Annotated in this window: 12 protein-coding genes; 6 read left to right on the top strand and 6 right to left on the bottom strand. The window is 72.5% G+C overall.

What is annotated here, in order from left to right; translation table 11 throughout:
* Positions 1-85 precede the first annotated feature (85 nt).
* Positions 86-1,945 (top strand): DNA/RNA non-specific endonuclease, encoded by a 1,860-nt coding sequence (locus AB0M83_RS25490; RefSeq protein WP_364520839.1) that lies wholly within the window; start codon positions 86-88, stop codon positions 1,943-1,945.
* Here AB0M83_RS25490 and AB0M83_RS25485 read toward each other — a convergent pair.
* The 3 genes from AB0M83_RS25485 to AB0M83_RS25475 form a co-directional block, all read right to left on the bottom strand.
* Positions 1,940-2,758, bottom strand: coding sequence for a DUF427 domain-containing protein (locus tag AB0M83_RS25485; protein ID WP_364520838.1), 819 nt, complete (start codon positions 2,756-2,758; stop codon positions 1,940-1,942). The genes AB0M83_RS25490 and AB0M83_RS25485 overlap by 6 nt on opposite strands.
* A 105-nt stretch (positions 2,759-2,863) precedes the next feature.
* Entirely contained in the window at positions 2,864-4,378 is a 1,515-nt protein-coding gene (locus AB0M83_RS25480; RefSeq protein WP_364520837.1) for an FAD-dependent monooxygenase, read from the bottom strand.
* 57 nt (positions 4,379-4,435) lie between these two features.
* Positions 4,436-5,083, bottom strand: coding sequence for a GntR family transcriptional regulator (locus AB0M83_RS25475; RefSeq protein WP_364520836.1), 648 nt, complete (start codon positions 5,081-5,083; stop codon positions 4,436-4,438).
* Positions 5,084-5,105: 22 nt separating this feature from the next.
* Between AB0M83_RS25475 and AB0M83_RS25470 the strand changes: the two genes are divergently transcribed.
* Positions 5,106-5,522, top strand: a complete 417-nt coding sequence (locus tag AB0M83_RS25470; RefSeq protein WP_364520835.1) for a VOC family protein — start codon at positions 5,106-5,108, stop codon at positions 5,520-5,522.
* Here the strand turns inward: AB0M83_RS25470 and AB0M83_RS25465 are convergent.
* Together AB0M83_RS25465 and AB0M83_RS25460 are read right to left on the bottom strand one after the other, a co-directional pair.
* A complete protein-coding gene (locus tag AB0M83_RS25465; protein ID WP_364520834.1) occupies positions 5,502-6,500 on the bottom strand; it encodes a TerC/Alx family metal homeostasis membrane protein in 999 nt (332 codons plus the stop codon). The genes AB0M83_RS25470 and AB0M83_RS25465 overlap by 21 nt on opposite strands.
* A gap of 78 nt (positions 6,501-6,578) precedes the next feature.
* The gene (locus tag AB0M83_RS25460; RefSeq protein WP_364520833.1) at positions 6,579-7,259 is read right to left on the bottom strand and encodes a TetR/AcrR family transcriptional regulator; all 681 of its coding nucleotides are present in this window, start codon (positions 7,257-7,259) and stop codon (positions 6,579-6,581) included.
* 85 nt (positions 7,260-7,344) lie between these two features.
* Here AB0M83_RS25460 and AB0M83_RS25455 point away from each other — a divergent pair, with 85 nt between their 5' ends.
* The 3 genes from AB0M83_RS25455 to AB0M83_RS25445 all read left to right on the top strand — a co-directional run bounded on the left by AB0M83_RS25455 (position 7,345) and on the right by AB0M83_RS25445 (position 11,387).
* Entirely contained in the window at positions 7,345-8,088 is a 744-nt protein-coding gene (locus tag AB0M83_RS25455; protein WP_364520832.1) for a sigma-70 family RNA polymerase sigma factor, read from the top strand.
* Positions 8,089-8,308: 220 nt separating this feature from the next.
* Entirely contained in the window at positions 8,309-9,484 is a 1,176-nt protein-coding gene (locus tag AB0M83_RS25450) for a GAF domain-containing protein (RefSeq protein WP_364520831.1), read from the top strand.
* 88 nt (positions 9,485-9,572) lie between these two features.
* Positions 9,573-11,387, top strand: coding sequence for an NAD(P)/FAD-dependent oxidoreductase (locus tag AB0M83_RS25445; protein WP_364520830.1), 1,815 nt, complete (start codon positions 9,573-9,575; stop codon positions 11,385-11,387).
* Positions 11,388-11,409: 22 nt separating this feature from the next.
* Here AB0M83_RS25445 and AB0M83_RS25440 read toward each other — a convergent pair whose 3' ends face one another.
* Entirely contained in the window at positions 11,410-12,135 is a 726-nt protein-coding gene (locus tag AB0M83_RS25440; RefSeq protein ID WP_364520829.1) for an SDR family oxidoreductase, read from the bottom strand.
* 78 nt (positions 12,136-12,213) lie between these two features.
* Between AB0M83_RS25440 and AB0M83_RS25435 the strand changes: the two genes are divergently transcribed.
* Positions 12,214-12,783, top strand: coding sequence for a helix-turn-helix domain-containing protein (locus AB0M83_RS25435; RefSeq protein ID WP_364520828.1), 570 nt, complete (start codon positions 12,214-12,216; stop codon positions 12,781-12,783).
* Positions 12,784-12,788 lie beyond the last annotated feature (5 nt).

Here is a 12,788-nt window from a genome sequence, read left to right as displayed (position 1 = left end):
TCCTTACGACACCACGCAATTCGTGTAACGAGCCCGGTTCCGGTCCGACTAACGGGTGTTTCGTCCGGAAAGCCGGGGAGGCGTCGTGGACGTGTTGACGGATCGCCAGTCCGAACAAGAACGAGCCGCGGCCGCGCGCGCCGCCGGGCGCACCGGGGAACGACGGGCGAAGATCGCCTTGCTGCGCACACCCGGCGGGATCGCCGAGGCCGACGAACCCGGCCGGGTCGCCACCCGGATCGACCGGCTCGGCCGGTACTACCCGGACGTGCGGCCGGTGGACCCGGCGGCGCTCGCGGCCGGCGATCCGAAGGCGATGGCGGACGCCGGCGTGATCCTCGAACGGATCGTGCTCACCGACGACCTGCTCGGCGTCGGCTACCTCGAGGGCGGCGTCACGGCGTCGGCCGCGATCGGCCGGGTCACCATCCGCGACGGCCGCGGCCGGCTCACCGGCTACGGCACCGGCTCGATGATCTCGCCGGAACTGCTGCTCACCAACCACCACGTGCTCCCGGACGCCGCCACGGCCGGGTCGAGCATCATCGAGTTCGACTACCAGGACGGCGTCGACGGCCTGCCCCGGCCAGTACGCGCGTTCAGGCTCGATCCCGAACGCTTCTTCGCCGCCGACGAGGCGCTGGACTTCGCGCTCGTGGCGGTCCACGGGACGGCCGACGAGCTGCGTCCCTTCGGGTTCAACCGGCTGATCGGCAGCGAGGGCAAGGCGATCGTCGGGGACTTCGTCACCATCATCCAGCACCCGCGCGGGGGCAAGAAGCAGGTGGCGCTGCGGGAAAACCGGATCGTCGACGTCCTGGACCGGTTCCTGCACTACGAAACCGACACCGAACCCGGGTCGTCGGGTTCGCCGGTGTTCAACGACCAGTGGGAGATCGTGGCGCTGCACCACGCCAGCGTCCCGGCCGAGGGACGCGCGGAGTACGGCGGTTTCCTGAACGAGGGAATCCGGGTCAGCCGGCTGCTGGAGTTCCTGCGCGGGCAGCGGTTCACCCCGGCGCACCAAGCGCTGCTCGACCGCCTTTCCGCCCGGCCCGGGCGGGGCACCGCGGCGCCGGAGAGCGTCCGGATCGACCCGGACTACTCGAACCGGCAGGGCTACGACCCGGACTTCCTCCCCGGGCACACGGTGCCGCTGCCGGCCCTGTCCGACGCGCTCGCCGAGCTGGCGGCGGTCAACCGGCAGGCGGCGGGCGAGCCGAGCTACGTCCTGCCGTACCACCACTTCAGCGTCGTCATGAACAAGGTGCGGCGCTTGGCGTTCTTCACGGCCGTCAACATCGACGGGCGCACCAGCCGGTCGCTGCGGCGGGACACCGACCGCTGGTCGCTCGACCCGCGCATCGACGCCGGCGAGCAGGCCGGCGAGGAGATCTACCGGGCCAACCCGCTCGACCGCGGGCACCTGGTCCGCCGCCTCGACCCGGCGTGGGGCGCGACGGCCGCGATCGCGCAGCTCGGCAACGACGACACGTTCCACTTCACGAACTGTTCGCCGCAGCACGAGGACTTCAACCAGAACAAGACCACGTGGGCCGGGCTCGAGGACTACGTGCTGAACAACGCGGACAACGCGGATCTGAAGGTAAGCGTGGTGACCGGGCCCGTGCTCGCGGAGGACGACGATCCCTACCGCGGTGTCCGGCTGCCGCGCCAGTTCTGGAAGGTCGTCGCGATGGTGAAGGCCGACGGCACGCTCTCGGCGACGGCGTACCTGCTCAGTCAGGAGGAGCTGATCCACGGCCTGGAGCTGGCGGGCGAGTTCAGCTACGGCGCCTACCGCACGTACCAGGTGCCGGTGCGCCGGATCGCCGGCTTGACCGGGTTGTCGTTCGGCGCCCTGCCCGACGCGGATCCGTTGGAGCGGCTGGAATCGACGGATCCGGTGCGGGAGATCGGGGTCCTGGCCGACCTGCTGCTATGACCACGGCGTGACCGGCCGCGGCAGCCGCTCGCCGTCCACGACGACGTCGGCGCGTTCGGTGAGGAAGGCGATGTACCCGGCGACGTCCCGCACGTCGGACAGCGGCTCGTCGTAGGTCCAGGCGAGATCGCGGTGGCCGCCCACCGACCAGTAGGTCGCGTGGCCCTTGTAGGCGCAGGTGGTGCGCGTGTCCGACGGCGTGAGCAGCTCCATCCGGACGTCCTCGCGCGGCAGGTAGTAGCGGGTGGTGATGCCGGTTTCGAACAGCAGGCGCGCCGCGGCCGACTCGGCCACGACGACGCCGTCCACCTCGATCCGCACCCGGCTGTCGCTGCGCCGGACGTCGATGCGCGAGAACGGGTCCCGCGGGTGGCCGACGATCGGCTCGGCCTCCTCGAGCCACTCGTCGAACGCGGCGAAGTCGAGGACGACGTGGTCCCCGAGATCGGCGTCGGCGGGCCGGAAGCCCGCACCCGGCAGGGTCACGCCGTCGCCGGCCAGGGTCAGCGGCTCGCCCGCGCAGGTGTGCACGGCGAACGCGGTCCGCGGGTCGAGGACCGGCGGACCGCCTTCGGCCAGCCGCACCGGGTGTTCGGGCGCCGGTGCGGCGTCCGCCGGGGCCAGGGTCGTGCGCAGGTCCGCCGCGGGGAACGCGTACGACGGCACCACCCGTTTCGGTTCCCAGACCAGCACGGCCCGCCGCGAGTCGGCGAAGGTCCGTCCACTCGCGACCGCGCGGACCCGCTTGGCCACCGGTTCGTACCGCAGCTCGGCCAGGTCGCCGGTGAACCGCGCGCCCATGCGTGTCGCCATGGGTCCACCATCCGCGCCGGGGGTGCCGCCGTCAACACCCGGACCGGCGGTTACCCCTTGGCACCATGGCAGAGCGGATGGCGGGTGTGTCACTGCTCCCTGTCCCTACCCGGCCGGGCCGAGCCAGGTCGTCATCGCTTCGCGCAGGCTCTTCTCGTCCAGCTCGCCGACCGAAGCCCACGCCAGATGACCGTCCGGGCGCACCAGCGCCGCCAGCTGCTGGTCCGGGAACGCCAACGGCCGTGCCGTCACCACGCGGACCCGGCTCCCCCACTCCGCTGCCACCGGCGCCGCTTCCGTTGCCGCCGCCAGCAGTACCGCGCCGCCGTCGCGGAACCGGGTGGCCAGCGTGGTCCCGTCGTCGAGGGCCAGGTCCGGGACCCGGTGGCCGATCAGCGGGAAGTCGCCCGGGATGGCGTAGTGCTGCCAGCCGCCGCCGATGCTCGAGACCACGTGGGTGGCGCCATCCGGGGTGTCGAGCAGATCGGCCACCACCCCGCGCAACGCCTCCGCCCGGGGCCCGCGCGGTGCGCTCAGCGCCGTCTGCGCCAGGCTCCACCGCTGCACCCACTCGCCGATCGGGTGCCGCTCCGGCGTGTAGGTGTCCACAAGGGACTCCGGTGCGAGCCCCCGCGCGGCGAGCGCGAGCTTCCACCCCAGGTTGACCGCGTCGCCGAGGCCCAGGTTGAGCCCCTGTCCACCCGCGGGCGAATGCACGTGCGCGGCGTCGCCGCACAGCAGCACCCGGCCGCGCCGGTAGGTGGTGGCCTGCCGGGTCGTGTCCGTGTACCGCGTGCCGACGTGCACGCGGGTGACCGCGACGTCGGTGCCGCTGACCCGCCGCAGGCTGGCCTGCATCTCCGCCGCCGTCACGGGTGCGTCCCGGTCCGCGGTCACCTCGTACTCCACGGTGTGCACGCGCGGTGGCCCGTCGCCGTCGGCCCAGCCGCCGAGCACGTACGAGCCGCTCTCCCCGTGCTGCCAGCCTCCCGCGACGAGCTTCTCCGGCGCGTCGAGGTCGACCACCGCCTGCCGGCCGGTGAAGACGGGGTCCACGCCCGGGAACTCGAACCCGGCCAGGCGGCGCACGGTGCTGCGCCCGCCGTCCGCGCCCACCAGCCACCCGGCGAGGACTTCGCTTTGTCCGGTGTGGACGGTCACGCCGCCGTCGTCCGCGTCGAACCCGGTCAGCGCGACGCCACGCCGTACCTCGACGTCCGCCCACGCCCGGAGGATGTCCTCCAGGTCGGCCTGGCTGACCACGCCCGCGCCGAGGAACTCGTCACCCGGGCCGGGTGGCCGCAGCCGGTCGGCCCGGATCCCGATCCCCGCGAAGTGCCCGACGAAGAAGTCTCCGGTCCGCGCGGCGCCGGGCGGCGGCAGCACGTTCGGCCCGGCCCACATCGCGGCGGCTCGTTCGACGGCGGGCAGCAGGCCCCGCAGGTGCAGCGCGTGCACCGAAGGCGTGTTGAGCGCCCGCGCCCCCATCGACCCGTGCCGCGCCCGCGGCGTCTCCGTCTCGCGTTCCAGGACCAGCACCCGGGCGCCGCCCAGCCGGAGCTCGCCCGCCAGCAGCAGGCCCACCGGGCCGCCGCCGGCCACCACCACGTCGAAGTCCATCTCCCCCACCCCCGGTAAGACGCGCAACGGTGAGGTCCACGGTAACCGCCGACGGGCTCACGGCCGCCCGGTGAGGATGTCGAACGCGTGCCGCCGGTGGGTCGCGAACAGCTCGAGGGCCGCCTTCTGATCGCCGGCTCGCAGCGCGTCGGCGAGCCGGCGGTGTTCGGCCGGGATGGCCGCCAGGTAGCCGTCCGTTTCGAGGCCGATGCGGGTCAGCAGGAACAGGTGGACCTGCGAACGGATCGCCTGCCAGGCCTCGCCCAGGCGCCGGTGCCCCGCAGCCGCGTAGACCGCGTCGTGGAAGCCGAGGTCGCACCGGACCATCTCGTGCGCGTCGGCCGCGCGTTCCATGCGGGCCACGGCGGCGTCGACCTCCTCCAGGCCGGGGGCGCGGTCGATCACCAGCTCGACGGCCAGCTGCTCGAGCGCGGCCCGCAGGCTGTCCAGCTCCGCGACGTCCACTTCGGACAGTGACGTCACCGTCGTGCCCCGGTGCCACTCGCCGCGGACGAGGCCCTCGCGCTCGAGCTTGAGCAGCGCCTCGCGGACCGGCCCGCGGCTGACCCCCAGCGCCTCCGCCAGCTCCACCTCGCGCAGCTGGCTTCCCGGCGCGTACGTCCCGTCGAAGATCGCGTCGCGGATGCGGTCGGCGACCTCGTCGGCGAGCCCGCGCCGGCGCGCGGGAGCCACTTGAGCCTTCATGTCCTGATGTTAACATTCAGACATGACGATTCCCCGCTTCCACCTCGCCATGCCGGTCGACGACCTGGCCGCCGCCCGCCGCTTCTACGGCGAAGTCCTCGGCCTCGCCCAGGGCCGCAGCGCCGACACGTGGGTCGACTGGAACCTGCACGGCCACCAGTTCGTGACGCACCTGGCGCCGGAGCGGCCGCAGCGCGTCCACAACCCCGTCGACGGCCACGACGTGCCGGTACCGCACTTCGGCCTGATCCTCGAGGTCGAGCAGTTCAAGGCGCTCGCCGAGCGGCTGCGCGCCGCCGGGACGCAGTTCGTGATCGAACCCTACGTCCGCTTCGAAGGCCAGGCCGGCGAGCAGTGGACGATGTTCCTGCTCGACCCCGCCGGGAACGCGCTGGAGTTCAAAGCCTTCGCGGACGACTCACAGGTCTTCGCGGTCTGATGCTTCTGGCGACGCCCGCAGGGAACCCGGGTGCGCCTTGGCGGCCGGGTCACGGCGCGTCTTGATCAAGCTGGCGACCGTCACGACGGCCAGGACGCCGATGATCACCGCCAGGCTCACCGGCGTCGCGATCTCCGGGACGCGCGGGTCCAGGTCGACGTGCGCCCAGTGCAGGATCAGCTTCGCCCCGATGAACGCGAGGATCACCGCGAGCCCGGCCGAGAGGTACACGAGCCGGTCGAGCAGGCCCTTCACCAGGAAGTACAGGGCTCGCAGGCCGAGCAGCGCGAACGCGTTCGCGGCGAACACGATGTACGGCTCCTCGGTGACACCGAAGACCGCGGGGATCGAGTCGAGGGCGAACAGGAGGTCGACGCCGCCGATCGCGACCAGCACCACCACGAGCGGCGTCACCATCCGGCGTCCACCGGCGCGGGTGAGCAGCCGGCCGCCGTCGTAGGCGTCGGAGACGGGCAGGAGCCGCCGGGCCGTCCGGACCACGACGTTGTGCTCGATGTCGGGGTCGGCGTCGCGGTGCCGGAACAGCTGCACGCCGGTGTAGATCAGCAGCAGCCCGAAGAGCAGGAACATGAAGGAGAACAGCGCGAGGAGCGTCGCGCCGAGGACGATGAAGATCCCGCGCATCACGAGCGCGAGGATGATCCCGAACGTGAGCACCTTGTGCTGGTGCTCCTCCGGGACGGCGAACGTCGTCATGATGATCACGAACACGAAGAGGTTGTCGACCGAGAGGCTCTTCTCGACGATGTAGCCGGCGAAGTACTCGGTGCCGAGCTCACCGCCGTGGGCCAGCGTCAGCCAGACGCCGAACACGACCGCGACCAGGATGTAGCCCACCGACCACGCGACGGCTTCGGCGAACCGGACCCGGTGCGGCCGGACCGCGGCGAGCACGAGGTCGACCGCGAGCAGCGCCAGCACGACGCCGATGGTGACCAGCCAGGTGCCGATGCCCATCCGCTCCCCCGCTCCCGTGTGTCCGGCGATCGTAAGGGCTTTGGCGCGAACACGCACCAGGAGTCCACAGTGGACACTTCAGGTGAGGTCGGCCGCCGCCAGCTCGGTGTGCGGGTCGAGCTCGAGGCCGCCGGCGCGCAGGGTGTCGTCGACGATCCGCCACACCCAGCGCGCCAGCAGCGCGGCCAGCTCGGCGCGCTCGACGCCGCGCGGGTTCTCCAGCCAGCGCGAAGTGCTCGATTCCACCAGCCCGACCAGCCCGAAGGCGACCGCTTCGCAGACGCGGGTGTCCACTCCGAACAGTCCGAGGTAGTGCTCGAACACCACGGTCAGCTGCCGCGCGATGGCGGTCTTGCCGTCGGCGAAGACGTCGGGCGCGCCGTCCATCGCGTGCCGGGTCAGGTAGCGGTAGAGCGAGCCGTGCTCGGCCAGCCAGCGGGTGTGCGCGCCGATCGCCGTGCGGATCAGCTCCATCGGCGTGCCGCTCGGGTTCCACAAGGGCGCGAACTCCGCGGTGATCAGCTCCGCGACCCGGACGGCGATCGCGTGCTGCAGGTCGGCGGCGCCGTCGAAGTGGCGGTAGAGGCGGGTGCGGGCGACGCCGGCTTCGTCGGCGATCTGCTCGGTGGACACCTCGGGCCCGTGCCGGGCGATCGCGCGCAGGCCCGCCTCGACGAACTCGCGCCGGCGGCGGTCGCGCTGGCCGGCCCACCGCGCGGCCCGGCCGTCGGGCGGGCGCGGCGTGTCCGTCGATGTCATCGGCCGGAGTGTACCGGCGGGTGGCACTATGGCGTACGATGCCGTACCTCTTACTTTGGGTGCCAGCGGGTCGCGGAGAGTGACGATGAGCAACGCCGACGAGGAGCCGCCGGACGCCGTGCTGCTCGCCGCCCTCCGCGCGGGCGACTTCGACGCCGCCGGCGCCCTGTTCCGCCGGCACGCCGAGCCGCTGCGCCGGACCGCGGCGGCGTGGGCGGTGCAGCCCGCGGAACGCGACGACCTGGTGGCCGAGACGTTCGTCCGCGTGCTGGCCGTCGTGCACGCGGGCGGCGGCCCCGAAGGTGACCTGCGGCCGTACTTGGTCGTGACGCTGCGGAACCTCGTGGCGCGGTGGGGCCGGCAGCGCAGCCGGGTCGAGCTGTGCGAGACGGTCCCCGAGACGCCGTCGAGCGGCGCCGACGAGCTGGCCCTGCACCGGTCGAACGAGAAGCTCGTGTGGTCGGCGTACTGCACGCTGCCGGGCCGGTGGCGGACGGTGCTCTGGCGAACCGAGGCCGAAGGCGACACGCCGACGGAGGCCGCGCCGCTGCTGGGCCTGACGCCGAACAGCGTGTCGGCGCTGGCGAAGCGGGCGCGCGAGGGGTTGCGCCAGGCGTACCTCCAGGTCCAGGTCCCCGACGCGGAGGAGCCGGTCTGCCGCGAACCGCGCCGGCGCATGGGCGCGTGGGTCCGGGGCGCGCTGTCCCCGCGTCGAGCGAGCGTCGTCACCGACCACATCGCGGGCTGCGATCCGTGCCGCACGGTGGCCACCGGCCTGGACGAGGCGAACCGCGAGCTCCCGGGCTCCCCCGCCCGCCTCACCGGCTGACACCCGGCCAACTCGCGTACCTGGAGGGTCGGCTCGCGTACCTGGACAGTCGGCTCACGTACCTGGAGGGTCGGCCAGCGCGAGTCGTGAGCCGACCCTCTGGGTACGCGAGCCGACTGCCTGGGTACGCGAGCCGACTGGCTGGGTACGGGAGCGTTGCGTGAAGGTTGCCTCTACCCCGCTCTGCCGGGTTACCGTGAAGCCGGCCCAGGAGGTGGCGGTGGACGACGAAGTCTGCGCGGTCCGGCCCGGCACCGACGTCGCCGGGCACGCCCGGCTGCTCGCCGGCATCCACGACGCCGTCCTCGCCGGGCGGGCGCCCCGGACCGCGCCGAGGCGGCTGGTCGAACGCTCGTGGCGTCGCGTCGCCGCACAGGGTGTCGATCCGGACCGGCCGCCCGCGCCCGATCCCGTCGGCGCCGCCGAGGTCGAACGGCGGCGGACCGGCAGCCGGCTCGGCGAAGTCCTCCCCGAGCTCCGCGGCGCGCTGACGTCGGTCGCCGAAGACGCGCACCACCTGATGGTCGTCACCGACGCCGACGGCGTCGTCCTCTGGCGCGAAGGCGCCCGCGGCGTGCGGCACCGGGCCGATTCGCTCGGCTTCACCGAAGGCGCCACCTGGTCCGAGCCCGCGATCGGCAGCAACGCGATCGGGACGGCGCTGGCCGAGGCCGCCCCGGTGCAGATGTTCGCCGCCGAGCACTTCGTGCGCTCCCACCACTCGTGGGCCTGCACGGCCTACCCCGTGCACGACCCGCGGACCGGCGAGCTGCTCGGGATCGTCGACGTCAGCGGGCCGGCCGAGACCGTCCACCCGATGACCGTCGCCCTGGTCGGGACGTCGGTGCGGCTGGCCGAAGCCGTCCTGCGGCAGCGGCACGAGGCCCGGCTCGAAGGCCTCCGGCAGCTGTCCGGGCACGTCCTCGCGGGCGGGACCGGGCTGGTCGTCGACGACCACGGCTGGGTCGCCGCCCGGAGCGGCGTCTTCGGGATCGACCGCGTCGCCGCGCCCCGCCACGGCGTCCCCGTCGCGGTCCGCGGCATCGGGGCGTGCGAGCCCGAGCCGGTACCCGGCGGCTGGCTGCTGCGGCCGAGCCGGCGCGAAACCCTGAAGCTCACCCTGGAATTCGACCCGCCGCGCGCGATCGTCGAAGGCTCGGCGCGGTGGACGCACCCGCTGGGCAAGCGGCAGGCGGACCTGCTGCGGCTGATCGCGACCGCGGGCCCGGCCGGGGTGTCGGCCGCGCAGCTGTCGGAGACGCTCTACGGCGACCGCACGCACCTGGTGACCGTCCGCGCGGAACTGTCGCGGCTGCGCAAGCTCATCGGCGGTCTGCTGCTCGCCCGCCCGTACCGCGTCGCGCCCGGTGTCGAAGTCGTGCTGATGCAACCCTAGGGCAACCCTTACGCGGACCCGGCCCGCCGAGGTTGGCTGCTCGGACGCGCCGTCGACGAGGACGGTGCCCGACAGGGGAGGTCCGCTCATGACCCAGACCCTCGAACCGGCCGCGGCCGTCGATGCCCGCCGGCGCGTCGAAAACTGGCTCGCCGACTTCGAGGCCGCGCTCGCGGCCCGGGACGCCGACCGGGCCGCCGCCCTCTTCGCCACGACGTCGTTCTGGCGCGACCTGATCGCGTTCACCTGGAACCTCAAGACGGTCGAAAACCGGGACGGCGTCAAGGATCTCCTCCTGGCGACCATGGACACCGCCGACGCCCGCGGCTTCCACGCCACCGAAGAGCCGACCGAGGCCGACGGTGTCGTCGACGCGTGGATCGGGTTCGAAACCGCCGTCGGCCGCGGCCGCGGGCACCTGCGGCTCACCGACGAAGGCGCGTTCACCTTCCTCACGACGCTCTACGAGCTCAAGGGCCACGAGGAGCCGCTCGGCACGGCCCGGCCCAAGGGCGCCGAGCACGGCGTCAACCGCGAGCGCGTGACGTGGTCCGAGGCACGGGAGGCGGAAGCGGCCGAACTGGGCACGACGCGGCAGCCGTACGTCGTCGTCATCGGCGGCGGGCAGGGCGGGATCGCACTGGGCGCCCGGCTGCGTCAGCTCGGCGTCCCGCACGTCGTCGTGGACCGCCACGCCCGCCCCGGCGACCAGTGGCGCGGCCGCTACAAGTCGCTGTGCCTGCACGACCCCGTCTGGTACGACCACCTGCCCTACCTCGACTTCCCGCGCACCTGGCCGGTCTTCGCGCCGAAGGACAAGATCGCCGACTGGCTCGAGATGTACACGAAGGTCATGGAGGTGAACTACTGGTCGTCGACGACCTGCAAGAGCGCCTCCTACGACGAAGAAACGAAAGAATGGACGGTCGTCCTCGACCGCGACGGCGACGAAGTCGTCCTCAAGCCGAAGCAGCTCGTGCTCGCGACCGGCATGTCGGGCAAGCCGAACGTCCCGGTGCTGCCCGGCCAGGACCGCTTCCGCGGCGAGCAGCACCACAGCTCCCAGCACCCGGGGCCGGACGCCTACCGCGGCAAGAAGGCCGTGATCATCGGGTCCAACAACTCCGCGTTCGACATCTGCGGCGCGCTGTGGGAAGCCGGCGCCGACGTGACGATGGTCCAGCGCAGCTCGACGCACATCGTGAAGTCCGACTCGCTGATGGACCTCGGGCTGGGCGACCTCTACTCGGAACGCGCGCTCGCCGCCGGGATGACGACGCAGAAGGCGGACCTGACCTTCGCCTCGCTCCCCTACCGGATCATGCACACGTTCCAGCAGCCGGTGTACGCGGCGATCAAGGAACGCGACCAGGAGTTCTACGACCGCCTCGAAGCCGCGGGCTTCCGGCACGACTGGGGCGACGACGACTCCGGCCTGTTCATGAAGTACCTGCGGCGCGGATCCGGCTACTACATCGACGTCGGCGCCGCGGACCTCGTGGCCGACGGCGACGTCAAGCTCGCGCACGGCCAGGTCGTCGAGCTGACGGAGAACTCGGTGAAGCTCGAAGACGGCACCGAACTGGAGGCCGACCTCGTCGTCTACGCGACCGGCTACGGCTCGATGAACGGCTGGGCGGCGGACCTGATCAGCCAGGAGGTCGCGGACAAGGTCGGCAAGGTGTGGGGCCTCGGGTCCGACACGACGAAGGACCCGGGCCCGTGGGAGGGCGAGCAGCGGAACATGTGGAAGCCCACCCGGCAGGACGGCCTGTGGTTCCACGGCGGGAACCTGCACCAGTCCCGCCACTACTCGCTCTACCTGGCCCTGCAGCTCAAAGCCCGGGCCGAAGTCATCCCGACACCGGTCTACGGACTGCAGGAGGTGCACCACCTGTCTTGACGGCGACGGGGCCGGCCGCGGATCAGGGCACGAAGGCGGCGAGCTGTTCGTCCAGCCAGGGGTACAGCTCCTCGGCCTTGGTGCCCAGCCGGGACTTCAGGAGCCGCGTGGGCTCGTCGGCCAGCACCTCGATCGAACCGTCGGCGACGGCGTCGTAGGCCTGGGCCACGACGCTGTCGGCGCTGACCTTGGGCACGTCCCAACGCACCGACATCGGAGTGTCGACCATGCCGACGAGCAGGCCGACGACCTGCGTGCCGCGCGGGCCGAGTTCGGTTCGCAGCGCGTTGGTGGCCGACCACATCGCCGCCTTCGACGCCGCGTAGCCGGTCGGGATGTTGATCCAGGCCGCCGCGGACAGGATGTTCAGCAGTGTGCCGCCGCCGTTGGCCGCCAGCACCGGGGTGAAGGCGTTGGCGACGCGGAGGGTGCCGAAGAAGTTGGTCTCGAAGATCCGGCGGAGCTCGTCCTCCGGCCCGGAGATGGAGTCGCCGGCGGGCGCGACGGCCGCGTTGTTGACCAGCAGGTCGACGTCCGTCGCGGCCGCTGCGGCCCGCGCGACGCTTTCCGGATCGGTGAGGTCGAGGGCGAGCGACTGCACGCGGGCGTCGTCCCGGTGCTTCGGGGCGCGGGCGGTGGCGTAGACCTTCGCCGCGCCCCGCTCCAGCGCCTGCCGCACGAACTGTTCGCCGAGACCGCCGTTGGCGCCGGTCACGAGCACCGTGCGGCCGTCGAGTGAGTGACTCATCTAGACTCCTTGTCAAGTGGGGAGCATCCCCGGATTCAGTATGCGGGGATACTCCCCACTTAGCCAGGAGGAGTGTCGATGGCCACTGTCCGGAAGCTGCGCGCCGACGCTCAGCGCAACCGCGACGCGATCGTCGACGCGGCCCGCGAGATCTTCGAGGCCGAGGGCGCGCTGACCTCGCTCGACGGCATCGCCCTGCGCGCGGGGGTCGGCAACGCCACCCTCTACCGCCACTTCCCGACCCGCGACGACCTGCTCGCCGCCGTCGTCGCGACCAGCATCACCGAGGCGCTCGCCGAGGCCGACGAGCTGTCCCGCACCCTCTCCCCACGCGAGGCGCTCGCCGCGTGGCTGGTGCTGCTGACCTGGCGGTTGCGTATCTGGCACGACCTGCCCTACTGCTTGGCCACCGCGTTGCAGGACGCCGAGTCGCCGATGAAACCGGCCTACGATCCGCTGCTCGAGCGGACCGAACGGCTCCTCGACTCGGCGAAAGCCGCCGGCGAGCTGGCCGGCCCGGTCACCGCGACCGAGGTGTACGAGCTGGTGCTCGCGCTGTCGTGGGCCGTCGACCGGTTCGGCGACGACGAGGCGGCCGCGCGCAAACGAGTCACGCTGGCCACCGCGGGAATCCTCGCCCGGCCCTGAAAGCA

This window comes from Amycolatopsis sp. NPDC051106 (assembly GCF_040682775.1).
In the GTDB taxonomy this organism is placed as follows: Bacteria; Actinomycetota; Actinomycetes; order Mycobacteriales; family Pseudonocardiaceae; genus Amycolatopsis.
Note: the sequence above shows the minus strand (reverse complement) of the source record. Positions and strands in the feature narration are given on the sequence as shown.

What these genes read in the sequence shown, in the direction of transcription:
- AB0M83_RS25460 (WP_364520833.1), bottom strand. Translation starts at nt 7,259, where the DNA reads ATGACATCGACGGACACGCCGCGCCCGCCCGACGGCCGGGCCGCGCGG.
- AB0M83_RS25465 (WP_364520834.1), bottom strand. Translation starts at nt 6,500, where the DNA reads ATGGGCATCGGCACCTGGCTGGTCACCATCGGCGTCGTGCTGGCGCTG.
- AB0M83_RS25455 (WP_364520832.1), top strand. Translation starts at nt 7,345, where the DNA reads ATGAGCAACGCCGACGAGGAGCCGCCGGACGCCGTGCTGCTCGCCGCC.
- AB0M83_RS25470 (WP_364520835.1), top strand. Translation starts at nt 5,106, where the DNA reads ATGACGATTCCCCGCTTCCACCTCGCCATGCCGGTCGACGACCTGGCC.
- AB0M83_RS25480 (WP_364520837.1), bottom strand. Translation starts at nt 4,378, where the DNA reads ATGGACTTCGACGTGGTGGTGGCCGGCGGCGGCCCGGTGGGCCTGCTG.
- AB0M83_RS25445 (WP_364520830.1), top strand. Translation starts at nt 9,573, where the DNA reads ATGACCCAGACCCTCGAACCGGCCGCGGCCGTCGATGCCCGCCGGCGC.
- AB0M83_RS25435 (WP_364520828.1), top strand. Translation starts at nt 12,214, where the DNA reads ATGGCCACTGTCCGGAAGCTGCGCGCCGACGCTCAGCGCAACCGCGAC.
- AB0M83_RS25485 (WP_364520838.1), bottom strand. Translation starts at nt 2,758, where the DNA reads ATGGCGACACGCATGGGCGCGCGGTTCACCGGCGACCTGGCCGAGCTG.
- AB0M83_RS25440 (WP_364520829.1), bottom strand. Translation starts at nt 12,135, where the DNA reads ATGAGTCACTCACTCGACGGCCGCACGGTGCTCGTGACCGGCGCCAAC.
- AB0M83_RS25475 (WP_364520836.1), bottom strand. Translation starts at nt 5,083, where the DNA reads ATGAAGGCTCAAGTGGCTCCCGCGCGCCGGCGCGGGCTCGCCGACGAG.